This window comes from Nocardia amamiensis NBRC 102102, assembly GCF_001612745.1.
Taxonomy (GTDB): domain Bacteria; phylum Actinomycetota; class Actinomycetes; order Mycobacteriales; family Mycobacteriaceae; genus Nocardia; species Nocardia amamiensis.
This window is the reverse complement of record NZ_BDBA01000033.1, coordinates 1-24,453: the sequence shown is the minus strand read 5'-3', so window position 1 is coordinate 24,453 and position 24,453 is coordinate 1. Positions and strand designations below refer to the sequence as shown.

25 protein-coding genes are annotated in these 24,453 nt (G+C 68.0%); 14 read left to right on the top strand and 11 right to left on the bottom strand.

Features of this window, described 5'->3' with window-relative positions:
* Positions 1-51: 51 nt before the first annotated feature.
* Positions 52-1,311 (bottom strand): cytochrome P450, encoded by a 1,260-nt coding sequence (locus NA4_RS09510; RefSeq protein WP_067467243.1) that lies wholly within the window; start codon positions 1,309-1,311, stop codon positions 52-54.
* A 144-nt stretch (positions 1,312-1,455) separates the two neighbouring features.
* Between NA4_RS09510 and NA4_RS09505 the strand changes: the two genes are divergently transcribed.
* Both NA4_RS09505 and NA4_RS09500 read left to right on the top strand, forming a co-directional pair.
* Positions 1,456-2,619 carry a steroid 3-ketoacyl-CoA thiolase gene (locus tag NA4_RS09505; RefSeq protein ID WP_067467240.1) on the top strand — a complete coding sequence of 388 codons (1,164 nt, stop codon included), beginning with the start codon at positions 1,456-1,458 and terminating at the stop codon, positions 2,617-2,619.
* 359 nt (positions 2,620-2,978) lie between these two features.
* Entirely contained in the window at positions 2,979-3,395 is a 417-nt protein-coding gene (locus tag NA4_RS09500; protein ID WP_011207048.1) for a helix-turn-helix domain-containing protein, read from the top strand.
* A 902-nt stretch (positions 3,396-4,297) separates the two neighbouring features.
* Here the strand turns inward: NA4_RS09500 and NA4_RS09495 are convergent.
* Together NA4_RS09495 and NA4_RS09490 are read right to left on the bottom strand one after the other, a co-directional pair.
* A complete protein-coding gene (locus NA4_RS09495; protein WP_067467237.1) occupies positions 4,298-5,209 on the bottom strand; it encodes an SDR family oxidoreductase in 912 nt (303 codons plus the stop codon).
* 40 nt (positions 5,210-5,249) lie between these two features.
* Positions 5,250-6,032, bottom strand: coding sequence for an SDR family oxidoreductase (locus tag NA4_RS09490; RefSeq protein WP_067467234.1), 783 nt, complete (start codon positions 6,030-6,032; stop codon positions 5,250-5,252).
* 62 nt (positions 6,033-6,094) lie between these two features.
* Between NA4_RS09490 and NA4_RS09485 the strand changes: the two genes are divergently transcribed.
* From NA4_RS09485 to NA4_RS09470, 4 genes are read left to right on the top strand one after another with little or no spacing between them, the layout of a single operon-like run.
* On the top strand, positions 6,095-6,859 hold the full coding sequence (locus NA4_RS09485) for an enoyl-CoA hydratase family protein (RefSeq protein ID WP_067467232.1): 765 nt from the start codon (positions 6,095-6,097) through the stop codon (positions 6,857-6,859).
* A gap of 53 nt (positions 6,860-6,912) precedes the next feature.
* Complete coding sequence (locus NA4_RS09480; RefSeq protein ID WP_084496940.1) at positions 6,913-7,788, top strand: CoA transferase subunit A; 876 nt, start codon at positions 6,913-6,915, stop codon at positions 7,786-7,788.
* A gap of 37 nt (positions 7,789-7,825) precedes the next feature.
* Entirely contained in the window at positions 7,826-8,584 is a 759-nt protein-coding gene (locus tag NA4_RS09475) for a CoA-transferase subunit beta (RefSeq protein ID WP_067467226.1), read from the top strand.
* Positions 8,581-9,666, top strand: coding sequence for an NAD(P)H-dependent flavin oxidoreductase (locus NA4_RS09470; RefSeq protein WP_067467223.1), 1,086 nt, complete (start codon positions 8,581-8,583; stop codon positions 9,664-9,666). Before NA4_RS09475 ends, NA4_RS09470 begins: the two co-directional genes overlap by 4 nt.
* Before the next feature lie 76 nt (positions 9,667-9,742).
* Here the strand turns inward: NA4_RS09470 and NA4_RS09465 are convergent, their stop codons facing one another.
* Positions 9,743-10,270: an SRPBCC family protein gene (locus tag NA4_RS09465; RefSeq protein ID WP_067467220.1), complete on the bottom strand. Its 528-nt coding sequence runs from the start codon at positions 10,268-10,270 to the stop codon at positions 9,743-9,745.
* Positions 10,267-11,052, bottom strand: coding sequence for an SDR family NAD(P)-dependent oxidoreductase (locus NA4_RS09460; protein WP_067467217.1), 786 nt, complete (start codon positions 11,050-11,052; stop codon positions 10,267-10,269). The genes NA4_RS09465 and NA4_RS09460 overlap by 4 nt, the downstream gene beginning before the upstream one ends.
* 79 nt (positions 11,053-11,131) lie before the next feature.
* On the opposite strand from NA4_RS09460, the gene NA4_RS09455 reads away from it, so the two are divergent.
* Positions 11,132-11,704 carry a TetR/AcrR family transcriptional regulator gene (locus NA4_RS09455; RefSeq protein WP_067467214.1) on the top strand — a complete coding sequence of 191 codons (573 nt, stop codon included), beginning with the start codon at positions 11,132-11,134 and terminating at the stop codon, positions 11,702-11,704.
* Positions 11,705-11,924: 220 nt separating this feature from the next.
* Entirely contained in the window at positions 11,925-12,398 is a 474-nt protein-coding gene (locus NA4_RS09450) for a YbhB/YbcL family Raf kinase inhibitor-like protein (protein WP_067467211.1), read from the top strand.
* A gap of 76 nt (positions 12,399-12,474) precedes the next feature.
* On the opposite strand, the gene NA4_RS09445 is transcribed toward NA4_RS09450, so the two are convergent.
* The 5 genes from NA4_RS09445 to NA4_RS09425 form a co-directional block, all read right to left on the bottom strand.
* Entirely contained in the window at positions 12,475-13,668 is a 1,194-nt protein-coding gene (locus tag NA4_RS09445; protein ID WP_373862770.1) for an acetyl-CoA C-acetyltransferase, read from the bottom strand.
* Positions 13,669-13,678: 10 nt separating this feature from the next.
* A complete protein-coding gene (locus NA4_RS09440) occupies positions 13,679-14,296 on the bottom strand; it encodes a TetR/AcrR family transcriptional regulator (protein WP_067467208.1) in 618 nt (205 codons plus the stop codon).
* Between the two features lie 36 nt (positions 14,297-14,332).
* Positions 14,333-15,112, bottom strand: coding sequence for a hypothetical protein (locus tag NA4_RS09435; RefSeq protein WP_245671230.1), 780 nt, complete (start codon positions 15,110-15,112; stop codon positions 14,333-14,335).
* 210 nt (positions 15,113-15,322) lie between these two features.
* Complete coding sequence (locus tag NA4_RS09430; protein WP_067467202.1) at positions 15,323-16,120, bottom strand: SDR family oxidoreductase; 798 nt, start codon at positions 16,118-16,120, stop codon at positions 15,323-15,325.
* A complete protein-coding gene (locus tag NA4_RS09425) occupies positions 16,117-17,352 on the bottom strand; it encodes an acyl-CoA dehydrogenase family protein (protein WP_067467199.1) in 1,236 nt (411 codons plus the stop codon). The genes NA4_RS09430 and NA4_RS09425 overlap by 4 nt, the downstream gene beginning before the upstream one ends.
* A 76-nt stretch (positions 17,353-17,428) precedes the next feature.
* Between NA4_RS09425 and NA4_RS09420 the strand changes: the two genes are divergently transcribed.
* From NA4_RS09420 to NA4_RS09395, 6 genes are all read left to right on the top strand, one after another.
* Complete coding sequence (locus NA4_RS09420; RefSeq protein ID WP_281179992.1) at positions 17,429-18,982, top strand: FadD3 family acyl-CoA ligase; 1,554 nt, start codon at positions 17,429-17,431, stop codon at positions 18,980-18,982.
* Positions 18,982-19,887, top strand: coding sequence for an enoyl-CoA hydratase (locus NA4_RS09415; protein ID WP_067467193.1), 906 nt, complete (start codon positions 18,982-18,984; stop codon positions 19,885-19,887). Before NA4_RS09420 ends, NA4_RS09415 begins: the two co-directional genes overlap by 1 nt.
* Complete coding sequence (locus tag NA4_RS09410) at positions 19,887-21,029, top strand: acyl-CoA dehydrogenase family protein (RefSeq protein ID WP_067467190.1); 1,143 nt, start codon at positions 19,887-19,889, stop codon at positions 21,027-21,029. Before NA4_RS09415 ends, NA4_RS09410 begins: the two co-directional genes overlap by 1 nt.
* Positions 21,026-22,057 (top strand): acyl-CoA dehydrogenase family protein, encoded by a 1,032-nt coding sequence (locus tag NA4_RS09405; RefSeq protein WP_067467189.1) that lies wholly within the window; start codon positions 21,026-21,028, stop codon positions 22,055-22,057. The genes NA4_RS09410 and NA4_RS09405 overlap by 4 nt, the downstream gene beginning before the upstream one ends.
* A 147-nt stretch (positions 22,058-22,204) precedes the next feature.
* Positions 22,205-23,260 carry an acyl-CoA dehydrogenase family protein gene (locus NA4_RS09400; protein ID WP_067467186.1) on the top strand — a complete coding sequence of 352 codons (1,056 nt, stop codon included), beginning with the start codon at positions 22,205-22,207 and terminating at the stop codon, positions 23,258-23,260.
* 109 nt (positions 23,261-23,369) lie between these two features.
* On the top strand, positions 23,370-24,122 hold the full coding sequence (locus NA4_RS09395) for a DUF427 domain-containing protein (RefSeq protein ID WP_067467183.1): 753 nt from the start codon (positions 23,370-23,372) through the stop codon (positions 24,120-24,122).
* Positions 24,123-24,333: 211 nt separating this feature from the next.
* On the opposite strand, the gene NA4_RS38985 is transcribed toward NA4_RS09395, so the two are convergent.
* Positions 24,334-24,453 (bottom strand): AraC family transcriptional regulator (locus NA4_RS38985; RefSeq protein WP_157128920.1); only part of this gene is annotated, 120 nt, incomplete at its 5' end.

Below are 24,453 nucleotides of genomic sequence, written 5' to 3'. Positions count from 1 at the left end.
ACGAGAAAAGGGGCCTCGCACCATGTGGTGTGCGGGCCCCTTTTTCGGATCTCAGTGCGCGATCGGGCAGGTCTTGTAGTCGACCGGGAACTCCTTGATCCCATTGAGCCAGCCCGAGCGCAGCCGCTTCGCGCCTGCGACCTTGGTGATATCGGGCAGGTGATCGGCGATGGCGTTGAAGATCAGGTCGATCTCCAGCCGGGCCAGGTTCGCCCCGATGCAGAAGTGCGCGCCGGTGCCGCCGAAGGCCAGGTGCGGGTTGTCCTTGCGCATGATGTCGAACTTCTCCGGCTGATCGAAGACGTCCTCGTCGAAGTTGGCCGAGCGGTACAGCATCACCACGCGCTGCCCCTTCTTGATCCGCACGCCGCCCAGTTCGGTGTCCTCCAGCGCGGTCCGCTGGAACGAGGTGACCGGGGTGGCCCAGCGGATGATCTCGTCGGCGGCCGTGGCGGGCCGCTCCTTCTTGAACAGCTCCCACTGGTCCGGGTGCTCCAGGAACGCCATCATGCCGTGCGAGATGGCATTGCGGGTGGTCTCGTTGCCCGCCACGGCGAGCATGATCACGAAGAAGCCGAACTCCTCCTCGGTGAGCTTGTCACCATCGATGTCGGCCTGGATCAGCGTGGTCACGATGTCGTCGGCCGGGCACTGCTTGCGCGAGGCCGCCATCTGGTAGGCGTAACCGAGGATCTCGGCGGAGGCCGCGACCGGGTCGGCGGTGCTCTCCGGGTCGTCGTAGCCGGTCATGTCATTGGACCAGGTGAACATCTTCATCCGGTCTTCCTGCGGGACGCCGATCAGCTCGGCGATGGCCTGCAGCGGCAGTTCGCACGCGACCTGGGTGACGAAATCCCCGGAACCGGCTTCGGCTGCCGCCTTCACGATCGCCTCGGCGCGGGCCGACAGCTCGGCGCGCAGACCGTTGATGGCGCGCGGCGTGAACCCGCGCGAGATGATCTTGCGCAGTTTGGTGTGCTCGGGCGCGTCCATGTTCAGCAGGACGATGCGCTGTAGCTCGATCTGCTCGCGGGAGATGTCGTCGTTGAACCGCGGGATGGCGGTGTTCTCGTGGCTGGAGAACACATCGCTGCGCCGCGAGACCTCCTTGACATCGGCGTGCTTGCTGACCACCCAGAATCCGTCGTCGCGGAACCCGCTGACGTCGGGCGACTGCGGATTCCACCAGATCGGCGCAGTCCGGCGCAGTTCGGCGAACTCCTCGACCGGAACACGCTCGGCATAGATGTCCGGGTCCGTGACGTCGAACCCGTCCGGGAGAAGCGGCCGGGTATTCCGAGTGTCTACCACCAGATGTCTCCTTCGACAAACTGAAACACGTTCTATAATCATTGAAGCACAGGGGCGAGAACTAGGAAAGAAACCGGACAGATCCGACCCTGGCAAGTGCTATGAACGCGTTCCAGTTTTCTGTCCCATAAGGAAAGGTTGCACATGGGCACACCCGTGATCGTCGAGGCCGCACGCACCCCGATCGGAAAGCGCGGCGGCTGGCTGTCGGGCCTGCACGCGGCCGAACTGCTCGGCCTGGCCCAACGCGGGCTGCTCGAGCGCGCACACCTGGACCCCGCGCAGGTCGAGCAGGTCATCGGCGGATGCGTCACTCAGGCGGGCGAGCAGTCCAACAACGTCACCAGGGTCGCCTGGCTGCACGCGGGCCTGCCGTGGCAGGTCGGCGCCACCACCATCGACACGCAGTGCGGGTCGGCTCAACAGGCCAACCACCTGATCGCCGGGTTGATCGCCGCCGACGCGATCGAGGTCGGCATGGCCTGCGGCGTGGAGGCGATGAGCCGGGTTCCGTTGGGCGCCAATGTCGGCGAGCACGCCGGACTGCGCAGGCCCGCGTCGTGGAACATCGACCTGCCCAATCAGTTCGAGGCCGCGGAGCGAATCGCCAAGCGGCGCGGCATCACTCGCGCCGACGTGGACCAGTTCGGCGCACGCTCACAGCGCCTGGCCGCGCAGGCATGGGCCGAAGGGCGGTTCGACCGCGAGGTGCTAACCGTCACCGCTCCCGCGGTGGACAAGGAAGGCAACCCGACCGGCGAAAAGCTCGACGTGCGACGGGATCAGGGCCTGCGCGAGACCAGCGTGGAGGGGCTGGCGAAGCTGAAGCCCGTACTGGAGGGTGGCGTGCACACCGCTGGATCGTCCTCACAGATCTCCGACGGCGCCGCCGCGATATTGCTGATGGATGAGAAGGCCGCGCGCCGAGCCGGATTGCGGCCGCGGGCGCGGATCGTCACCCAGGCGGTGGTCGGGGCCGAGCCCGAATTCCATCTCGACGGCCCGGTGCAGGCGTGCACCCGGTTACTGGAACGGTCCGGCATGAATATCGGCGACATCGATCTCTTCGAGATCAACGAGGCGTTCGCGTCAGTCGCACTTTCGTGGGCGTCGGTCCACCAACCGGACATGGACCGGGTAAATGTCAACGGCGGCGCCATCGCGCTCGGACATCCCGTCGGCTCCACCGGATCGCGTCTTCTCACAACGGCTTTGCACGAGCTGGAGCGCAGCGACCGCAGCACAGCCATGGTTCTCATGTGCGCCGGTGGCGCACTCGCGACAGGCACGATCATCGAACGTTTGTAGTTTCAACTATTTTCAGCCGATTGGTTGAACGTTCATCCCCTAGGGGGCGAAACGTGTCGTACGCCACAAAAATCCCCATACGCCCTGGTCGATGAGACGTCAGCTATCTTGCGGCTATCAAGACTGCCCGCCGCGGGACCGCGACGACGGGCCAGAACCTGGCCGTACCCCGGGTTCTCGATAGCCGTTGGGGTGACCCGCAAACGCGACCTTCCCAGTGCCTTCGCCGCGTTCCGACCTAGAAGCTTCAAGGAAATCCGGAATCAGGCGTAGGTTTTCAGTTACTGAGCCGCTAATATCAATGATACGTATCCGAGATAACGACTGTTAGTACAGCGAAGGGAATTGGGCGGCTCACAATGGCTGATTTCGCGGCGCGGCTGAACAAGCTGTTCGAAACCGTGCATCCCCCGGGGCGTAAGCCGCACACCAACGCGGAGGTTGCGGCAGCGCTGACGGCCTCCGGACATCCGATCTCGAAACCGTACCTGTCGCAGTTGCGGTCGGGACAACGGACGAACCCATCCGATGAGACGGTGGCCGCCCTGGCGAAGTTCTTCAAGGTCAAGCCGGACTACTTCTTCAACGACATCTATGCCGCCAAGATCGATCACGATCTGGAGTTGCTGTCCCAGCTGCAGGGCTACGGACTGCGACGGCTGTCGAGTAGAGCGTTCGACTTGTCCGAAGAATCACAGAACCTGCTCACGTCCATGGCGGAGAAGTTGCGGGCCAGCGAAGGCTTGCCCGAAATTCCTCCGGACGGCACCGAATAGGTTCACTTGCACGGCAACACAGTGCGGCCCGTCGGGTCGCACTGTGTTGTGTTATGCACGTGCAAGCGTGCTTGCAGCACACAACGGGCGCTGGGGTCGTGCCCGATGAAAAAAGGGCACGACCGCGGTCCGGTATGCGATGTCGTCCGGATCAGCGGTACGGATAACGGTTTTCGATGCCGCACGACGTTCCTCGTTCGGGCCGAACCGGATTCCCATCCGGGCCGGTTCGTTCGAATAGCCGACCGGTCGCGCACTATTGCATCTGACCGATCGCCTGCGCGCGACTGCGCTCAATTTCGAGTCGGCGCGGAAGCCACCTCCGGATAGACCCTGGCGATGGCCTGTACCCATCCGCGTGGACTAATGCCCTCCGACGGAGCTATCCATCGGGCGTCGACCACGACTGCGCCCACCGGATTGCGCGTCCACCGCGCCACCCGGTCGGCCCGCTCGACCACCGAGGCCGGCGGAGACGCGAGTACGACGTCACGGCGGGACTGCGCCGCGCCGAGCGCGAACAGCAGACTCGCGATCTCCCATACGGGCCACGCCTAGATCGCATTGCCGGGCAGCACCTGAGGCGACCGGCGCAGCGGGCGCTGGGTCTGCCCTGCGGCGGCGGGGCACCGCGACCAACGCGGTGTAGATCGCGATGCCGCGGCCGTGCCGTAGGGCGTCGACAACAGCGGTAGCAGGCACGCCGAGCTGACCGCTGCCGAACCTACGGCGGCGGAACCTACCGCGACGGAACCAGTGCGACCTACGGTCATGCGCCGAACCTTCCCTCATCAGTCGAAGCGCAGTTCTCTGCCCGGTCGCCACTCTCACCCGGGACTTCCAGCGGATGGGTGCACATAGTAGACCCACGCTTCGACTGCGCCCCGGAGAGGCTGAGCCGATCAGGCCCCGTACACCGGCTCCGGCGGCGGCGCCTTGGCGATCAGATCGGCCACGACGGGGCCGAGTTCGGCCGGAGTCCAGCGGGCGCCGCGGTCGACGGCGACGCCGTGCCGCCACCCGTCGGCCAGCGCCACCTTGCCGCCCTCGACCTCGAACATCCGCCCGGTCACAGCCGCCGACTGCGTGCTGCCCAACCACACGACCAGCGGAGACACATTCTCCGGGGCCATGGCGTCGAAGCCGTTGTCCGGCTTGGCCATCGTCTCCGCGAACACCGTCTCGGTCATCCGGGTGCGTGCGGCCGGGGCGATCGCGTTCACCGTGACGCCGTAGCGGGCGAACTCGGCGGCGGCTGTCAGGGTCAGGCCCGCGATACCGGCCTTGGCCGCGCCATAGTTGCCCTGCCCCACACTGCCTTGCAGACCCGCGCCGGAGCTGGTGTTGATGATTCGGCCGTCCACCGGACGGCCCGCCTTCGTCTCCGCCCGCCAGTACTCGATCGCGTGCCGCATGGTCGCGAAGTGGCCCTTGAGGTGCACGCGGATCACCGCGTCCCACTCCTCTTCACTGAGGTTGACCAGCATCCGGTCGCGCACGAAACCGGCGTTGTTGACCAGCACGTCCAGCTTGCCGAACGTGTCGACGGCTTGGCGGACCAGCCTGCGGGCGCCGGCCCAGTCCGCCACATCGTCGCCGTTGGCCACGGCTTCCCCGCCGAGCGCCTCGATCTCGGTGACCACCTGCTGCGCCGGGGTCTCCGCGGTGGCCGCGCCGTCCAGCGCCGAACCGAGGTCGTTGACCACGACGCGCGCGCCCGCCGCGGCGAAGGCAAGAGCGTGCGCGCGGCCGATGCCCCGGCCCGCTCCGGTGACGATGACGACGCGTCCGGCGCAGATCTGGTCGGTGTCCATGGGTGTCCTCTTCGTGGGTGGTCGGGTTCGGTCCAGTTGTTCAGGACTGCTGATCCGCGGTGGAGGCGGCGAGGAAGGCGGGGCGCTCGCCACCGCCGTGTACCAGCAGGGTCGCGCCGCTGACGTAGCCGGCCAGCGGCGAGGCGAGGAAAACGGCGCAACGGCCGATGTCCTCGGGGCGGGCCAGGCGACCCATCGGGATGGTCCGGCCCACCGCGTCGACGCCGTCCTGGTCGCCGTAGTGCAGATGGCTCAATTCGGTGTCGACCGGTCCGACCACCAGCGAGTTGACCCGTACTTTCGGCGCCCATTCGACGGCGAGCGAGGCGGTGAGACTGTCCATGCCCGCCTTGGCAGCGCCGTAGGCGGCGGTACCCGGCGACGGACGGTGCCCGCTGACGCTGGAGACGTTCACGATCGAGCCGCCCTCGTCCTGCCGCTGCATCACCGCGTTGGCGGCCTGCGCCACCAGCAGCGGAGCGAGCAGGTTCAGTTCGACGATCTTGGTGTGAAAGTTCTTGCTCGCCTCGGCGGCCAGCGCGAAGGGCGCGCCACCCGCGTTGTTGACCAGATGGTCCAGTCGGCCATGGCGTTCGGTGATCGTCTCGATCAGCGCACGAACCGCGTCCGCGTCCCGGACATCACACGGCAGGTAGTCGATGGCGCGTCCGTCGACCTCGACGGGACCGTCGGCGGGCCGCCGCGCACACGCGACGACGGTCGCACCCGCGGCCAAGAACGCCTTGCTCACGCCCGCGCCGACGCCGCGAACACCGCCCGTCACCAGAACGACGCGTCCGGCGAGATCGATTTCGAGTGCCACCGTGCTAACCTACCAAGCAACTGCTTGCTTTGCCAGTGCGTGCACCGACGATGGGACTTGCGATGGGGATCAACCGCCACTCCGAATCCACCGGCATCACCGTGGTCACGGTCGACTATCCGCCGGTCAACGCCATTCCCACCGAGGGCTGGTTCGCCATCGCCGACGAAGTGCGCGCGGCGGGCCGCGATCCGGACGCCAGGGTGGTGGTGCTGCGCGCGGAGAACCGCGGTTTCAACGCAGGCGTGGACATCAAGGAGATCCAGAGCAAGCCCGGCCACCAGGCGCTGATCGACGCCAACCACGGCTGCTTCGAGGCCTTCGCCGCGGTCTACGAGTGCCAGGTGCCGGTCATTGCGGTGGTGCAGGGCTTCTGCCTGGGCGGCGGCATCGGGCTGGTGGGCAACGCGGACATCGTGATCGCCTCCGACGACGCCACCTTCGGGCTGCCCGAAGTCGACCGCGGCGCGCTCGGCGCGGCGACCCACTTGGCGCGCCTGGTGCCCCAGCACCTGATGCGCGCGCTGTTCTACACGGCCAGCACGATCACCGCGCAGCAGTTGCACCACTACGGCTCGGTCTACCAGGTGGTACCGCGCGCCGAACTGGACGCGGCGGCCCTGGAATTGGCCAAGAACATCGCGGCCAAGCACGGCCGGGTGATCCGTGCGGCGAAGCGGGCCTTGAACGGCATCGACGTGCAAGACGTGCACCGCAGCTACCGGTACGAGCAGGGGTTCACCTTCGAACTCAACCTCGCCGGCGTCGCCGACGAGATCCGCGCCCGGTTCGACGACGATCTCGCGGCGCGCAAGGCCGGGCGGTGAACACAGCGGTGCGGGCGGCGGTGAGCCGCCCATCGGAGAGGGAGCGGAAAGCAATGCGAGACAAGCGGATGTCGCTCGAGGCGGTCGTCGGCGAACTGCGCAGCGGGATGACCATCGGCATCGGCGGCTGGGGCTCCCGGCGCAAGCCGATGGCGCTGGTGCGGGCCATCCTGCGGTCGGACCTCACGGATCTGACCGTGGTCAGCTACGGCGGGCCCGACCTCGGGCTGCTGTGCTCGGCCGGGAAGGTGCGCAAGGCGTACTACGGGTTCGTGTCGCTGGATTCGCCGCCGTTCTACGACCCGTGGTTCGCCGCGGCGCGAACCTCCGGCGCGCTGGTCGCCCGCGAAATGGACGAGGGCATGCTCCAGTGCGGCCTGAAGGCGGCCGCGGCGCGACTGCCGTTCCTGCCGATCCGTGCCGGTCTCGGATCGGACGTCCCGAACTTCTGGGAAGGCGAACTGAAGACCGTCGAATCGCCGTACCCGGTGGACGGCACGCCGGAGACTCTGATCGCCATGCCTGCGCTGCGCCTGGATGCGGCGCTGGTGCACCTGAATCTCGGCGACGCGCACGGCAACGCCGCCTACACCGGCATCGACCCGTACTTCGACGACCTGTTCTGCCTGGCGGCGCAGCGGCGCTACGTCTCGGTGGAACGGGTGGTTGAGACCGGCGAACTGGTGAAAACCGTTCCACCACAGGCACTGCTGCTCAATCGCATGATGGTCGACGGCGTGGTGGAGGCCCCGGGCGGCGCGCATTTCACCCTCGCCGCGGACAGCTACGGCCGGGACGAGAAGTTCCAGAAGCACTACGTCGAGTCCGCGAAGACGCCGGAAGCGTGGCAGCGGTTCGTCGACACCTACCTGGCCGGGTCCGAGGAGCAGTACCAGGCCGCGGTCCGCCGATTCGCCGAGGAGGCGTGATGCAGACGACCGTGTCCCGCAAGCCACAGGAGGCGCGATGACCAGCACCGAGACCGTGACCCGCGCCGAGGTGTGCGCGGTCGCCTGCGCGGAGATCTTCCGCGGCGCGGGAGAAATCATGGCCAGTCCGATGTCGCCGATGTCCATCCTCGGTGCCCGGTTGGCCAAGCTCACCACCGAACCCGATCTGCTGCTGTCGGACGGCGAAGCGCTGCTGTTCGCCGAGACTCCCCCGCTGGGCGGGAAAGCTGCGATCGAGGGTTGGATTCCGTTTCGGAAGGTCTTCGACGTGGTGGCCTCGGGGCGCAGGCATGTGGTGATGGGCGCCAATCAGATCGACCGCTTCGGCAACCAGAACCTCTCGGCGTTCGGTCCGCTACAGCAGCCGTCCCGGCAGATGTTCGGGGTGCGCGGCGCGCCGGGCAACACCATCAATCACGCCACCAGCTATTGGGTCGCGCGGCACTCCAAGCGCGTGTTCACCGAGCGGGTGGACATCGTCTCGGGTGTGGGATACGACAAGGTCGACCCGGCCGACCCCGCCTACCGCTTCCATCACCTGCACCGTGTGGTGACCAACCTGGGTGTGTTCGATTTCGAAGGTCCCGGCCACACCATGCGCGCCCGCAGCCTGCATCCCGGCGTCACCGCCGACGAGGTCGCCGAGAACACCTCCTTCGACATTGCGGGTCTCGCCGAGGCCGACGAGACGCGCATACCAACGGCCGGGGAACTGCGGTTGATCCGAGAGGTGCTCGATCCCAAGAAGATTCGCGAAACCGAGGTCCCGTCATGACCGCGCATCTGCGCACCGCGTTGACCGATCTGGTCGGCGTCGAGCACCCGATCGTGCAGACCGGTATGGGGTGGGTTGCGGGTCCGCGGCTGGTCTCGGCCACCGCGGAGGCGGGCGGGCTCGGCATCCTCGCCTCGGCAACCATGACCTTCGCGGAGCTCGAGGCGGCCATCGCGAAGACCAAGGCGCACACCGGGAAACCGTTCGGTGTCAACATCCGGGCCGACGCCGCTGACGCCCCCGAGCGGATCGATCTGCTGATCCGGGAGAAGGTGGCGGTCGCCTCGTTCGCGCTCGCGCCCAAACAGGATTTGATCGCGAAGCTGAAAGACGCCGGCGTGGTGGTCATCCCGTCGATCGGTGCGGCCAAGCACGCGGTCAAAGTGGCGTCCTGGGGTGCGGACGCGGTCATCGTGCAAGGCGGCGAGGGCGGCGGGCACACCGGCCCGGTGGCCACCACCTTGCTGCTGCCGTCCGTGCTGGACGCGGTGGACATTCCTGTGATCGCGGCGGGCGGGTTCTTCGACGGACGCGGGTTGGCCGCCGCGCTGGCCTATGGCGCGGCGGGTATCGCGATGGGCACCCGGTTCCTGCTCACCCAGGAGAGCACGGTCCCGGACGCCGTCAAGCAGGAGTATCTGCGCAGGCAGCTGCAGGATACGGTGGTGTCGCTGAAGGTCGACGGAATGCCGCACCGCGTGCTGAACACCGAACTGGTACAGCGCCTGGAGCATTCGGGGCGCTGGCGCGGACTAACCGCGGCGGTCGCGAACGCAGCCCGGTTCAAAAGCATGACGGGGATGAAATGGTCCACCATGATCCGCGACGGACTGTCGATGCGAAAGACCAAGGATCTGAGCTGGTCCCAGGTCGTGATGGCCGCGAATACCCCGATGCTGCTGCGCGCCGGACTGGTCGAGGGCAACACCCACGCGGGTGTGCTCGCGGCGGGTCAGGTCACGGGGATCATCGATGACCTGCCCACCTGCAAGGAGCTGATCGATCGGATCGTCACCGACGCGGTGGCGCGGATCGGTGTGCTCGCCGCGCTTCCCGATGGGGCGAACTCGACGACGATCTAGTCCGAATGGATGGCGGCCTTCGGAGCCCAGACCGAAGGCCGTCTTTTCGGGGCGGCCAGACCCGAAGCGGCTGCCATCATGGTCCTGCAGGCGGCAGGTCCGACGGTTGATCGGGGTGCGCGTGGGCGAATCCGGCGAGTCCAGCGGCGAACGAGTCGAACATCGGCTCGAAAAACCGTCGCATGACCAGGGATTCGATCGGGCGCAGAACCGGTGCCGGATCGAGGTGTACCTGCCAGATCAGGCGGCAGCGGTCGGGTCCGATCGGATCGAAGGTGATGTCCTCGATCATTCTGCGGGCCAACGGGATCGACATGGCATCGGCGGAGAACGTGAAACGGGCGGCGGGCTCCCAGACCAGGAATCGTTCGCGCACGGTGATCCAGCGCAAGTGGATGTCACGGATCGTTCCCACGTCATGCGGTGCACTTCCGTACCAGGTGGTAGCCCGGTATCCGGCGGCCCACTCCTGTTGCGCTTCGCCGGTGGCGAGAATGTCGAAGGCCCGCTGCGCCGATGCCGTCACGATCCGTTCGTTGCGCAGGTGGCAGCGCATCGCAGAGATGTCGCCGAGGCTGCTGGGTCGCAGTGCGTACAGTGTCATTTCGCCGCGACCAATCCACGGGTCAGGCGAATCGTGGTGCGGCGCGGCAGGTATCGCGGCAATCGCGTCGACATTGCGTTCGCCAGCCCGGATACCACGCTCGGCCGGGGTGTGCGGCGGTCCATTTCGCGGAGCGTCGTCGCGACCACCTGCTGTGATGTCTGCCGTCGTCCGACGCTGGCGGCTTCGCCCGCCACCTCGAAGAATTCGGTATCGGTGGCGCCGGGGCACACGGCAAGCGCGGTGACACCACTGCCTTCGAGTTCGCCCCACAGCGCCTCGGTGAACGACAGCACGAACGCCTTCGTCGCGCCATAGACGGCCATGAACGGGATCGGTTGGAATGCCGCGGTGGAGGCGATGTTGACCACCGCTCCCTCGCCCCGCCGCAGCATGCCCGGCAGTACCGCCGAGGTCAGTTCCGCGACGGCGGTGACGTTGACCGCGATCTCCGCGCGCGTTCGCGCCGGGTCGTGGTCGGCGAGCGGGCCGTGGGTTGCGAAACCGGCATTGTTGACCAGCAGATCGATGGGGTTGTCGTCCGTGCTCAACACTGCGGCGAGTCGCTCGACGTCCGCGGGGATCGAAAGGTCCGCGGTGAGGACTCGAGCCCGGATACCGAAGGTGTGTTCGAGCTCTGTCGCCAGCTCGCGCAGCCGATGCTCGCGCCTGGCGACCAGGATCAGGTTGCAACGTCGTTCGGCCAAGGCCGTGGCGAACGCCGCGCCGATCCCACTACTCGCACCGGTCACGACCGCGGTCGCGCCTTCCCACTTCTTCATGTCAGCCTCCTGAAGGTGAACAGGTGTTCATCTAGGTATACTTAACAGCTGTTCAGTGATACTTGTCAAGGGAGGCTCGATGACCGACACACGTCAGCGACGAGCGCGTGGGGAGGGTGAGCGGCTCCGCGCGGAGTTGGTTGCCGCCGCGATCGAACTGCTGCTGGAACCGCAGGCGTTGCCGACGCCGTCACTGCGCGCCATCGCCCGGGCCTGCGGTGTCGCGCCCAGCGCGGTCTACATGCATTTCCCGTCTCAGGATGCGCTGAACTATGCCGTGACCGTGGAACTGTTCGGTCGGCTGCGGCACGCGCTGGATGCCGCTGACCCGCCCACCGGCACCCGCGCCGACCGGCTGCGCGCGTTGATCGATGCCTATCTCACGTGGGCCGAGAATCATCCCGGCGCCTACCAATTGCTGTTCGAACGCCCCGATCCCCCGATCGAATCCGGCACTGGGCCAGGGCTGGATCTGCTGGACCGTCTCGCCGATCTGTTACCCGCCGAGAAAGCGCCGGATCTCGCGCTGCGTGTGTGGTGCGCCCTGCACGGCGTGGTCTCGCTGCGCATTCACAAACCCACGGCCCCTTGGACATCGGAACCACGTACCGACGCATGGGCAGTCGTCGCAGCCCTCGCCGACCTACGATGAACTCGCGCCATCCATCCGCCGATCCGGCACGTCATCCACCGCCCGGACCAGCGCATTTACCGCCAACGCCTGGTTGACGGGGAATCGGCGGCCTAATCTTGATCCATAACCGCATACCGGTTTCGCCTGTCTCCGCCGTACCGGCGCAGGCGTCGGCCGCGGCAGGTGGCGATACGGCGAATCCAAGGACTCGACCACTACCACTCGAGCGGAGGCCACGATGCCTGCGACGAACGAGATCACTGTGAGCAGTAGCGCTTTCACCGATGGCGCGCCTATCCCGGAGACATACTCGTGCACCGGAAAGAATCGGCCGCCACCCCTGACCTGGACCGTTCCGGAATCAGCCGTCCGGCTCGCCCTGATCATGGACGACCCGGACGCACCCATCGGGCTGTTCACCCACTGGGTGGTCAGTGACATCCCGCTGACCACGACCTCCAGCGAGGAGGGCCAGACCCCGAAGGGCGGTGTAGTCAGCCTCAACAGCGCGGACCTGGCCGATTACTTCGGGCCGTGCCCACCGACCGGGACCGGCGTGCACCACTACCGATTCATCGTGCATGCGCTGTCGCACCCGGTTTCCTTGAGCTCGAAAACACCCGTCGCCCAGGCGAAATCCGCGATCGAAGGCGCAAGTGTCGGAAGCGGCCAGCTGGTCGGCACCTACACCGTCGACACCGGACCGGTCTGAGCGGAGTCTTCGCCGCATCCACCCGGCGGCATGCCGGCGAACTCGAGTCGCCGACGTGCCGCTCGCGGCGCCGGTATCAGCGGGGCAGGCGCTCGATGATGGTGGCGTTGGCGGTGCCGCCGCCCTCGCAGATGGTCAGCAGGCCATAGCGACCCTCGATCCGCTCGAGCTCATTGAGCAGGGTCGCGAAAAGCTTTGCGCCGGTGGCACCGAGCGGGTGGCCGAGGGCGATCGCCCCGCCGTTGACGTTGACCCGCTCCGGATCGGCGCCGGTCTCCTTCAACCAGGCCAGCACCACCGGCGCGAACGCCTCGTTGATCTCGACCACATCGATGTCGTCGATGCTGAGCCCCGACTTCTCCAACGCCCACTTGGTCGCCGGAATCGGCGCGCTCAGCATGAAGATCGGGTCCGCGCCGCGCGCGCTCACATGATGGATGCGCGCCCGCGGCGTCAGGCCGTATTCGCGCACCGCCCACTCCGACGCGAGCAGCGTGGCGCTGGCGCCGTCGGAAATCTGGCTGGCCACCGCCGCGGTGAGCGGGCTGCCCTCGGCCAGCGCCGGCAGCGCGGCCATCTTCGCCAGACTGGTCTCGCGAGGGCCCTGGTCGATCCAGAAATCGCCGACCGGAACGATCTCGTTGTCGAAGCGTCCGTTCTTGATCGCGTCGCGCGCCCGTTCGTGGCTGCGCAGTGCCCAGCGCTCCATGTCCGCCCTGCTGATACCCCACTTCTCGGCGATCAACTTGGCCCCGCGGAACTGCGAGACCTCGCCGGTGCCGTAGCGGTGGTCCCAGCCTTCGGCGCCGACGAATGGCGAGTCGAAGCCGTATTCCTTGCCCGCGAGCATGGCCGCGGAGATCGGGATCGCGCTCATGTTCTGCACGCCCCCGGCCACGATCACTTCGGCGGTGCCGCTCATGATGGCCTGCGCGCCGAAATTGATCGCCTGCTGACTTGATCCGCACTGCCGGTCCACCGTGACACCGGGAACCTCTTCGGGATAACCCGCGGTCAGCCACATGGTGCGGCCGATATTGCCCGCCTGCGGACCGATGTTGTCGACGCAACCCACGATGACGTCGTCCACCGCCCCCGGATCGATCGGGCTGCGATCCAGCAGACCGCGCAGCACGGCCGCACCCAGATCGGCGGGGTGAACGCCCGCCAGTGCGCCGCCGCGCTTACCGACCGGCGTGCGTACCGCATCGATCACGTACGCGTCCCGCAGCGGAGCATACGGGCGGCGGGACGCGGAAGGTGCTGACATGTATGGACTCCTACGTGGTGCGCTCGGGGACGGTGAGCCCGTCGAGCACGATGGTCAGGTACTGCTTGGCGAGGTTGTCGACGGTGATGGGGCCACCTGGCCGGTACCACCGCACCGCGACCCACACCGTGTCGCGTAGGAACCGGTAGGCCAGTTCGACGTCGAGTTCCGGCCGGAAGCTGCCGTCCTGTACGCCGTTGGTCAGCACCCGGTGCCAGAGTTCACGGAATTCGCGGTTGTAGTCGGCGATGTAGGTGAACCGCTCCGCGGTGCGCAATCGCTTCGCCTCGGCCTGGTAGATCGCGACCGCGGCGTGCCAGCGGTCGAACGACTCGTAGGAGGCGAGCACCAAGGCTTCCAACGTGTCTCGCGAACTCAGTCCGGAGCCGACGATCTCGCGGTAACGGCCGAAGAGGTCGTCGAGGAATCCGCGCAGGATCTCGTCCACCATCGACTCTTTGGAGTCGAAGTGGTGGTAGAGGCTGCCCGACAGGATTCCGGCCGCGTCGGCGATGTCACGCACGGTGGTGGCTCGCAGGCCCCGCTCGGCGAACAATTCGGCCGCAAGGGCGAGCAGCTCGCTGCGCCGTGCTGATTTCGAGGCGTCTGATGCGGTCACGCGGCCCATCATACAACCAAGCATTTGCTTGGTCGAGTAGGGCGTTCAGCGCGAGGAGTAGCGCAGCGGGGAGGAGACCGAGAGGTCGGCGAGCAGTCGATCGCAGATCACCACCGGCGAGACGCCCGCACGCGCCATCCGCGCGACGAGCGCGAGACGTCGTTCGCAACTGTCCCATTCCACCGTGAGCTGGCCACGGTCCGGTCCCGCGTCCACGGTGGCCATTACCCGCGGCGGACCGCCGGGCACCGCTTCCTCGCTCAACTTGAGCACCATGCCACGCTGCCAGGCGTGATAGGTCTCCATGTCGGCGCCGATCACGAGCTTGTCCGTGGCCGCGCACAGACCCTGGGCGATCTCGTCCGCGAAGGTCACCCCATCGAAACGGGACTTGCGGCATTTCGCGAGGACTGCGAGCAGGTCCGCGCGCACCTCGCACAGCAGAGCCATCTGGCGCTGCCTGCGCCGCTCGTCCTCGGTTTCGAAATCGCCCGACGGGTAGCTGAGTCCGATACGCCTGGCGCGCTCCCGATCGCGCGCCAGATCGGAGCGCAACGCGCCGCGCGGGTCGCGCGCGACTTCGCCCTCGTCGACGGCGTGCTGCTCGAGAATCCGCGCGGCCGCCATCGCGACCGCGCGTTCGGAAGTGTGCTCGATGAGTTCGGCGCCGAGGGCGAGCGCCGAAAGCACAAGGCTGTCCAGCCGCCGCCTGGCGAGTACGACGTCGCGGACCAAGTCGAGTTCCAGTTGTTCGCGGGCAGGTGGGCGATCCAGGCCCATAGCCATCGCCCCCTTGCAGAGCGCGGTTCCGATCCCATCCAGCATGGCACACCCCCATGCTCTCCGGCTCGTCCTTTTCCACCTGATCAGCTGCCTATTTCGGCGCACTGCGCCCGACGCTGGAAGGCGATCGCACTCCGGCGTGCGGATCGCGCACCGGTACCGAGCAAGCGGCTGCTCGATGGTCGCCAGACGCGCCCGCCGCCCGATCCGACGCGAAAGAACCGGGCGGACAGCCGTGAAAGCCGGGGCGGCTCAGGCGCGTTGGCTGCTGACCGAGACGACCTCGCCGGTCAGGTACGAGGTGTAGTCGCTGGCCAGCATCGCGATCGTCGCCGCGACCTCCCACGGCTCGGCCGCGCGGCCGAACGCCTCCCGCTCGGACAATCGGTCCAGCAGTTCGGTGGAGCTCACTTTGTCCAGGAAGGCGTGCCTGGCGATGCTCGGGGCCACCGCGTTGATCCGGACGCCGAGTTCGGCGGCTTCGATCGCGCTGCACCTGGTCAGCGCCATCACGCCCGCCTTCGCCGCGGCGTAGTGCGCTTGGCCGTGCTGCGCGCGCCAGCCGAGCACACTGGCGTTGTTGACGATCACGCCGCCGTGGCCCGCGTCGCGGAAGTAGCCGAGCGCGGCGCGGGTGCAGCGGAACGTGCCGCTCAGCGTGATGTCCAGGACGCGGCTCCACTGCTCGTCGGTCATGTCGACCACGGGCGTCTCCCCGCCCAGCCCGGCGTTGTTCACCATGACGTCGATCCGGCCCATGGTCTCGGCCGCGCCGCGCACCAGCGCGTTCACCTGCTCGGTGCGCTGCACGTCGCACGCGATCGAGGCAACGCGCCGGTCCGGGAACTCCGCGGCGAGCTCGGTGGCCGTCTCCGCCAGCCGCCGCTCGTGCCAGTCGGAGACCACCACGTCCGCGCCCTCGGCCAACAGCCTGCGCGCCGTGGCCGAGCCGATGCCGGTGCCCGCGGCGGCGGTGATCACGGCGGTGCGCCCGATCAGCAGGCCGTGCCCGGGAACGGGCGCGGGGGCGATCGACAGCGGGCCCGTCACGGGCGCGCCTCGCGCGGCAGTCCGAGCACGCGCTCGGCGATGATGTTGCGCTGCACTTCGTTCGAACCTCCGTAGATGGTGTCGGCGCGGGTGAACAGGTACAGCCGCTGCCATTCGTCGAGATCGTTCTCGCCCGTCGGCCCGGCGGTTGAGGCGACCAGGCCCCGGGCGCCGAGCACGGCCATGGCCAGCTCGCCGAGTCCGCGATGCCAGTTGGCCCACAGCAGTTTCGCCACCGATGCCTGGCCACCGCCATCGTCCAGGCCAGCGCCCTGCATCGTGCGCATGGCGTGCGCACGCAGCACGCGCAGACCGACCCAGGCTCGGTCGATCCGGTCGGCGATCAGCGGGTCGTCGGCCGCGCCGGTGCGGCGGGCCAGCGCCTCGATGTCGGCCAGTTCGCGGGCGAACCGGATCTGCTGGCCCAGGGTGGAGATACCGCGTTCGAAGGTGAGCGTGCCCATGGCGATCCGCCAGCCGTCACCCGGTTCGCCGACCACCAGGTCCGCAGCCGTGCGAGCGTCGTCGAAGAAGACCTCGTTGAACTCCGACGTCCCGGTGAGCTGGATGATCGGGCGCACGTCGATGCCCGGCTGCCTCATCGGCACCAGCAGGTAGGACAGGCCCTTGTGGCGGGTGGAACCGCGCTCGGTGCGGGCGAGGACGAAGCACCAGTCGGCCACGTGGGCCAGCGACGTCCAGATCTTCTGCCCGTTGATCGACCACTCGTCACCATCCAGGTGCGCCGAAGTGGTGATCGCGGCCAGGTCCGAGCCCGCGCCCGGTTCCGAGTAGCCCTGACACCACAATTCGCTGACCGTACGGATGCCGGGCAGGAACCGATCCTTCTGAGCTTTGGTGCCGAAGGCGAGCAGGGTCGGGCCGAGCAGTTCCTCACCCACGTGCGACACCCGCGCGGGCGCGTTGGCCTTGGCGTATTCCTCGTGGAAGATCACCTGCTGCCGCACGGTGGCCTCGCGGCCGCCGTATTCCTTCGGCCAGCCGAGGCACGTCCATCCCGCGGCGGCCAGATGCCGGTCCCAGGCCAGGCGCTCGTCGAACGCCTCATGTTCGCGGCCGGGCCCGCCGAGACCGCGCAGCGCGCGGAATTCTCCGCTGAGGTTCTCATCCAGCCACTCGCGCACCTCGGCGGCGAATCGCGCGTCCTGTGCGGCGGAAAGCCGCCCGTCCGGCGCGGCGGTATCGGATTCTGAGGTCTGGATCGCACCCACGCCGGTAGGATAACCTACCAAGCACTTGCTTTGTAGAGCGCGCGCATAACTGGCTCGCGGACGGTAAGGACAACCCGTGACAACCCCTGCACAAACGACGCCGATGGCACTGCATCACGCCGCACGCACGTTCGGCGCCGCCTTCGCGGTCGCGGACGGCGCGGTCCGGCTGAGCTGGGCAGATCTGCTCGAGTCGGTCCAAGACGTGGCGCGGGCGCTCATCGCGCGCGGCGTGCGGCCGGGTGACCGGGTGGCCATGTGGGCGCCCAACACCCATCACTGGGTGATCGCCGCGCTCGCCGCGCACTACGCCGGGGCGGCGCTGGTGCCGTTGAACACCCGCTACGTCGCCGAGGAGGCCGCCGATGTCCTGCACCGGGTGCAGGCGAAGGCGCTGTTCATCGCAGGGAGTTTTCTCGGCCGCGACCGGCTCGTGGAATTGCACGCGGCCGCGCCCGATCTGGCCATCGACACGGTCGTGGTAATCCCGGTCGAGCCGGGTACGGAGAACACGGATATCGCCGCGCTGGACTGGTCGGAACTGGCGATCGTCGCCGAACAGGTCACGGTGGCCGAGGCCGAGAAACGCGCCGCGGCGGTACTCCCGGACGACATCTCCGACATCCTGTTCACCTCCGGTACCACCGGCCGCAGCAAAGGCACCCTGGTCGCGCACCGGCAGGCGCTCGCGGTGGTGCGAGCCTGGGCGGAATGCGCCACGTTGCGCCGCGCCGACCGGTACCTGGTGATCAGCCCGTTCTTCCACAATTTCGGCTACAAGGCGGGCATCCTCGCCTGCCTGGTCACCGGAGCCACGATCATCCCGCAGGCGACCTTCGACGTGCCGGAGACGATGCGGCTGATCGGCGCGGAGAACGTCACGGTGCTGCCCGGCCCGCCGACCATCTACCAGACGATCCTGGACTTCCCCGACCGCGACGGGTTCGACCTGAGCAGCCTTCGGGTGGCCGTCACCGGCGCGGCGACGGTGCCGGTGGTGCTGATCGAGCGGATGCGCTCGGAACTCGACTTCGATGTCGTCATCACCGCCTACGGCCTGTCCGAGGCCGCGGGCTTCGGCACCATGTGCCGCGCCGAAGACGACGCCGAGACCATCGCGAACACCTGCGGCAGGCCGATCGCGGATTTCGAACTGCGGCTCGGCGAGGCCGGCGAAGTCCTGCTGCGCGGACCCAACGTCATGCTCGGATACCTGGACGACCCGGACAGCACGGCCGAGACCATCGACGCCGACGGCTGGTTGCACACCGGCGATGTCGGCACGATCGACGAGCGCGGATACCTGAAGATCACCGACCGGCTCAAGGACATGTACATCTCCGGCGGCTTCAACGTCTATCCGGCCGAGATCGAGCAGGCGCTGGCCCGGCTGGACGGTGTGGCCGAATCCGCCGTCATCGGAGTGCCCGACAGCAGGATGGGCGAGGTGGGCAAGGCCTACGTGGTGCGCAGGCCCGGTTCGGCGCTCACCGAGGCCCAGGTGCTGGCCCATGCCACCACCGTGCTGGCCAACTTCAAGGTGCCGCGGTTCGTCGAATTCCGCGACCAGCTGCCCTACAGCGCCGCCGGGAAAGTGCTCAAGCGTCAACTACGTGAGGAGAAGTCGTAATGTCGCAACCGGCAACCCCGAACGAGGGTCCGGCCGTCCCGGACGAGGGCGAGGTGGTCACCTACGAGCGGCGCGGTCGCGTCGCGATCGTCACGCTGAACCGGCCGGACTACCGCAACGCGCAGAACTCGGTGATGACCTACGCGCTCGACGCCGCCTTCGAGCGCGCCGTGGAAGACCCCGAAGTCGGGGTGATCGTCTTGGCGGGCAATGGAAAGCACTTCAGCGCCGGGCACGACATCGGCACGCCGGGCCGCGACCACCATGTGCGATACCAGAACAAGGCCGCGCTGTGGTGGGACCACGTGGACCGGGTCGGCGGCGATCAGCGCTTCGCCAGGGAGCTCGAGGTCTATCTCGGCATGTGCCGTCGCTGGCGGGAGATTCCCAAGCCGACCATCGCCATGGTGCAGGGCGCCTGCATCGCGGGTGGCCTCATGCTGGCCTGGGTGTGCGATCTGATCATCGCCTCCGATGACGCGTTCTTCTCCGATCCGGTCGTTCGCATGGGCATCCCCGGTGTCGAATACTTCGCGCACCCCTGGGTGATGGGTCCGCGCGCGGCCAAGGAGTTCCTGTTCACCGGCGACCGGTTCGGCGCGGCCCAGGCCAAAGAGTGGGGCATGGTCAACCGGGTGGTGCCACGGGCTGAACTCGAGGCCGAGACCTTGGCGCTGGCCGAAAAGATCGCCACCATGCCGCAGTTCGGTCTCGCGCTGACCAAGAAAGCGGTCAACCAGGCCGAGGACCTGATGGGCATGCGATCGGGCATGGACTCGGTCTTCGGTCTGCACCACTTCGCACACGCGCACAACGCCGAAGTCGGCGCCGACTCGCTGGGCGGCATGAACGCCAAGTCGATGAAGGCTTCCGCGAGCACCGCAGAACAGAATGGAACGACGTAGTGGATCTGGATCTCGACCAGGCGACGCGGGAATTCCAACGGGAGGTCCGCGAATTTCTGGCCGCCAACAAACCCGCGCAGCCGCTGCCCTCGATGGACACGAAGGCCGGATTCGAGGCGCACCGCGCATGGGAGCGCGCCCTCGCCGACGCCAGGTTCTCCGTCGTCGCCTGGCCCGAGGAGTTCGGCGGACGCGACGCCTCGCTGCTGGAATGGGTGCTCTTCGAGCAGGAGTACTATGCCGCGGGCGCGCCGGGACGGGTCAGCCAGAACGGCATCTTCCTTTTGGCGCCAACACTTTTCGAGCACGGAACGCCGGAGCAGCTCGCGCGGATCATGCCGCGGATGGCGCGCGGCGACGACATCTGGGCGCAGGCGTGGTCCGAGCCGGAGGCTGGCAGCGACTTGGCCGGCATCCGCTCCACCGCCCGGCGCACCACCGGCGGCTGGCTGCTGAGCGGCCAGAAGACGTGGAGCTCGCGCGCCGCCTTCGCGGACTGGGCGTTCGGCCTGTTCCGCAGCGACCCCGACGCCGAGCGGCACAAGGGCCTCACCTATGTGATGTTCCCGCTGAGCGCTGACGGCGTTTCCGTGCGCCCGATCCCGCAACTGGACGGCGAGCCCGGCTTCGCGGAGATCTTCCTCGACGACGTCTTCGTGCCCGACCGTGACGTGATCGGTGCGCCCGGCGAGGGCTGGCGGGTGGCGATGAGCACCTCCAGCAACGAGCGCGGCCTCTCGTTGCGTAGCCCCGGCCGGTTCAGCGCCACTGCGCGGCGGCTGATCGATCTGTGGCTCGACACCGGCGACCAGGACAACACCGCGCAGCGCGACGCGGTGGTCGACGCGTGGATCGGCAGCGAGGCATACCGGCTGCACACCTTCGGCACGGTCACCCGCCTCGACGAGGGCGGCAAGCTGGGCGCGGAATCCTCCATCACCAAGGTGTTCTGGTCCGAACTCGACATCGCCATGCACGAGACCGCGCTCGAGGTGCTCGGCGCGGCGGCCGAGTACTCCGGGCCGTGGACCGACGGTTACCTGTTCGCGCTGTCCGGCCCGATCTATGCGGGCACCAACGAGATTCAGCGCAACATCATCGCCGAGCGGCTGCTCGGACTGCCGAGAGGAAGCAGCCGATGAGATTCGCGCTCAGCCCCGAACAACTCGATTTCGGCGCCAGCCTGCGCAAGCTGCTGGACGCGGGCCGCACGCCCGCCGCGGTGCGCGCATGGGCGTCGGGCGATCCCGGACCGGGGCGCGCCCTGATCCGGCAGCTGGCCGAAGCCGGTGTGCTCGGCTTGGCCGTGGCGGAGCGGCACGGCGGCCTCGGTGCCGAGCCGATCGATCTGGTCGTGGCCTTCCAAGAGATCGGACGTGCGGCCGCGCCGGGACCGCTGGTGGAAACAGCCGCCGCGATCCCCGCACTGCTGCAAGCACTTCCGGACCAGGGCTTGGCCGCGCGGTGGTTGCCGGGCTTCGCGGGAGGAGTGGCGCTGGGCACTGTCGCGTTCGAGGCGCCCGGTCGCAGCGGCGTCGCGTTGGATGCCGACACCGCCGAGGTCGTACTCCTGACCGAAGGAACACGGCTGTCCACCGGGCACCGCACCAGCCTGACGCGGTCGGTCGATCCGGCACGCCGGTTGTTCACCGTGGCAGCGGACGCCGCTGTTGCCGAGGGCGAGCCGGTCCGCGAGGCCGCGGCCGCGGGATTCGACACGGGTGTGCTGGCTTGCGCGGCCCAGTTGCTCGGCGCTGGACGCGCGCTGCTGCACGCCTCGACCGAATACGCCAAGCAGCGCAAGCAGTTCGGCAAGCCGATCGGTGAATTCCAGGCGGTGAAGCAGAAGCTCGCCGACGTGCAGATCGCGCTCGATCTCGCCGAGCCACTGCTCTACCGCGCCGCGCTGACCATGACCGGACCCACCCGCGGCCGGGATGTGTCGGCCGCCGTGATCGCCTGCGGCGATGCGGCTTACCGTGCGGCCCGCGCCGCCCTGCAAGTGCACGGCGCCATCGGCTACACCGCCGAGTACGACCTCTCGCTGTGGCTGACCAAGGTGACCGCTTTGCGATCGGCGTGGGGCACAACCGATCTGCACCGCTCTCGGATCGCCCGCGCGCTGCGCGAGCAGACCGATCGGGATCACGCCACGGAAGGCATCGCATGAGTAACCAGGCCCGCAGACAGCAAGGCGTGATCATGCATCGCCCCGCCCGAGCCGGAAAGAGCACAGCATGAGCGAGCGCAGCGAGCGAACCATCGGCACAGCCACCCGGGTGGTGGTGCCGGAGCCGAGCTTCAGCGAGGCGCAGGCATGAGCACCGCCGAACACCAGGACTTCCTCGCGTCGGTCCGAGCCCTGCTGACCAAGCACGCCGGGTCAGCGGCGGTGCGTGCCGCGATGGACACCGAACTCGGCTACGACCCGGACCTGTGGCGGCTGCTGTGCGAGCAGATCGGCGTCGCGGCGCTGGCGATTCCCGAGGAGTACGGCGGTTTCGGCGCGAGCCTGGTCGAATCACTGCTGGTGGTCGGCGAATTGGGCCGCACGCTGGCCGGGGTGCCGATGCTCGGGTCGGCCGTCCTCGGTGCGCAAGCCGTGCTGTTGTCGGGTGATGCCGAGGCGTGCGCGCGGCTGTTGCCCGAGGTCGCCGAGGGCACCAGGGCGATCGCGGTCTGCTGGGCGGGCGAGCGCGGCTGGGACGAGCCGGGCGTGCACGAGACGGACGGCGCACTGACCGGGACCACGCATTACGTGCTCGACGGAATGTCCGCGGACGCCCTCGTCGTGGTGACCTCCAGCGGTCTCTTCGAAGTCGAGCCGACTGCGGCGGGCGTCACCCGGCGGTCCGCGCCGACCATGGACCCCACGCGGAAACTCGCCGAGATCACCTTCGCCGCAGCGCCCGCCCGCAGGCTCGGGTCCGGTGATCCGGCGGCGACCATCGCCCGGCTGCGCGACATCGCCTTGGCCGCCCTGGCCGCCGAGCAGGTTGGCGCCGCGGACCGGTGCCTGGAGATGACCGTGGACTACGCCAAGTCCCGGGTGCAGTTCGGCCGGGTGATCGGCAGCTTCCAGGCACTCAAGCACCGCATGGCGGACATGTACGTGCTGCTGGAATCGGCCAGGTCCGCGTCCGTGGCGGCTACGGCGGCGGTGGCGTCGAACAGCCCGTCCGCCGCAGAGGACGTGTGGGTCGCCCGGGTGCACTGCTCGGAAGCACTCACCGCCATCGCGGCCGAAACCGTCCAATTGCACGGTGGCATCGCGATCACCTGGGAGCACGACGCGCATCTGTTCTTCAAGCGCGCCCACGCGGACGCACAATTGTTCGGGACGCCGCGACGGCCGTCGACCCAGCCGGTCTGACGGGCGCACCGAGCCGGGATTCAACCTCGGGTTTCGAAACGCACCGAAGGCCGCCATTCGTCGCTTCACCCCCTGGCGCAGTCCCCGGCGAGGAGTACGGTCAGGAGATATGACCGAAGCGAAGCGGGGCCGCGTCCGCGTCGAGACCGGCCAGAAGAGAGTGCGAGTCTATTTGGGCGGGCACTTGGTGGCCGACACGGTCAGGCCGGTGCTCGTGTGGGAGCACCCGCACTACCCGACCTACTATCTGCCGGTCGCGGATCTGCGCGCGAAGCTCGAACCACACGGAACCACCCAGCACTCCCCCAGCCGTGGCGACGCGACCGTGTACGACGTCGCGGTGGACGGCACGACGGCGGGCGCGGCGGCGCTGCGGTATCACGATTCGCCGCTCGCCGAACTACGCGACCTGGTCCGGCTGGAGTGGGACGCGATGGACGAGTGGTTCGAGGAGGATGAGCCGATCTATGTCCATCCGCGCGATCCGTACTCGCGGGTCGACATCCTGGCCAGCTCGCGGCACATCCGGGTGGAGATCGACGGCGTCACCGTCGCCGACTCGCGTACGCCGCGCATCCTCTTCGAAACCGGCTTGCCGCCAAGGTATTACCTGCCGATGACGGATGTCCGCATGGATTTGCTGCACCCGTCGGCCACCAACACCCACTGCCCCTACAAGGGCACCGCGGACTATTGGTCGGTCCGCATCGAAGGCAAGGAGTACTTCGACTACGTATGGGGCTACCGCACTCCGCTTCCGGAAAGTCAGAAGGTCGCCGGACTGGTCTGCTTCTACAACGAGAAGGTCGACATCTACGTCGACGGCGAACTCCAGGAGCGACCCCGCTCACCGTTCAGCTGACCACCTCCGGGTTCGCTGGCAAGCGGCCGACCGGTCGGTCATGTCGACGGCGTCACGTGAACGCACCGCGCTACTCGGTCCGCCGCGCGGAGGCAGCATCGTCGTAGGACGCCCGGTTTGTAGCTCTCAGTGCCGCGAGGTGGAACCGCCCCTCGCGCAAAGTGAGTGGGCGGCTGCTCAGGAAGCCCGCCGGCATCGCGCAAAGGGCTGATCAGACCGCGACCAGTGGCGGGCTGTCGGCCGCGCGGCGGTATTGCCCCGGGGCCACCCCGTATTCGCGTTTGAATGCCTTCGCGAAGGCGAACTCCGAGGTGTAGCCGACTTGTCGGGG

Excerpts from the sequence above, each read along its gene's own strand:
- NA4_RS09505 (WP_067467240.1), top strand. The coding sequence starts at position 1,456 with ATGGGCACACCCGTGATCGTCGAGGCCGCACGCACCCCGATCGGAAAG.
- NA4_RS09500 (WP_011207048.1), top strand. The coding sequence starts at position 2,979 with ATGGCTGATTTCGCGGCGCGGCTGAACAAGCTGTTCGAAACCGTGCAT.
- NA4_RS09495 (WP_067467237.1), bottom strand. The coding sequence starts at position 5,209 with ATGGACACCGACCAGATCTGCGCCGGACGCGTCGTCATCGTCACCGGA.
- NA4_RS09485 (WP_067467232.1), top strand. The coding sequence starts at position 6,095 with ATGGGGATCAACCGCCACTCCGAATCCACCGGCATCACCGTGGTCACG.
- NA4_RS09480 (WP_084496940.1), top strand. The coding sequence starts at position 6,913 with ATGCGAGACAAGCGGATGTCGCTCGAGGCGGTCGTCGGCGAACTGCGC.
- NA4_RS09475 (WP_067467226.1), top strand. The coding sequence starts at position 7,826 with ATGACCAGCACCGAGACCGTGACCCGCGCCGAGGTGTGCGCGGTCGCC.
- NA4_RS09470 (WP_067467223.1), top strand. The coding sequence starts at position 8,581 with ATGACCGCGCATCTGCGCACCGCGTTGACCGATCTGGTCGGCGTCGAG.
- NA4_RS09465 (WP_067467220.1), bottom strand. The coding sequence starts at position 10,270 with ATGACACTGTACGCACTGCGACCCAGCAGCCTCGGCGACATCTCTGCG.
- NA4_RS09460 (WP_067467217.1), bottom strand. The coding sequence starts at position 11,052 with ATGAAGAAGTGGGAAGGCGCGACCGCGGTCGTGACCGGTGCGAGTAGT.
- NA4_RS09455 (WP_067467214.1), top strand. The coding sequence starts at position 11,132 with ATGACCGACACACGTCAGCGACGAGCGCGTGGGGAGGGTGAGCGGCTC.
- NA4_RS09450 (WP_067467211.1), top strand. The coding sequence starts at position 11,925 with ATGCCTGCGACGAACGAGATCACTGTGAGCAGTAGCGCTTTCACCGAT.
- NA4_RS09445 (WP_373862770.1), bottom strand. The coding sequence starts at position 13,668 with ATGTCAGCACCTTCCGCGTCCCGCCGCCCGTATGCTCCGCTGCGGGAC.
- NA4_RS09440 (WP_067467208.1), bottom strand. The coding sequence starts at position 14,296 with ATGGGCCGCGTGACCGCATCAGACGCCTCGAAATCAGCACGGCGCAGC.
- NA4_RS09435 (WP_245671230.1), bottom strand. The coding sequence starts at position 15,112 with ATGCTGGATGGGATCGGAACCGCGCTCTGCAAGGGGGCGATGGCTATG.
- NA4_RS09415 (WP_067467193.1), top strand. The coding sequence starts at position 18,982 with ATGTCGCAACCGGCAACCCCGAACGAGGGTCCGGCCGTCCCGGACGAG.
- NA4_RS09405 (WP_067467189.1), top strand. The coding sequence starts at position 21,026 with ATGAGATTCGCGCTCAGCCCCGAACAACTCGATTTCGGCGCCAGCCTG.
- NA4_RS09400 (WP_067467186.1), top strand. The coding sequence starts at position 22,205 with ATGAGCACCGCCGAACACCAGGACTTCCTCGCGTCGGTCCGAGCCCTG.
- NA4_RS09395 (WP_067467183.1), top strand. The coding sequence starts at position 23,370 with ATGACCGAAGCGAAGCGGGGCCGCGTCCGCGTCGAGACCGGCCAGAAG.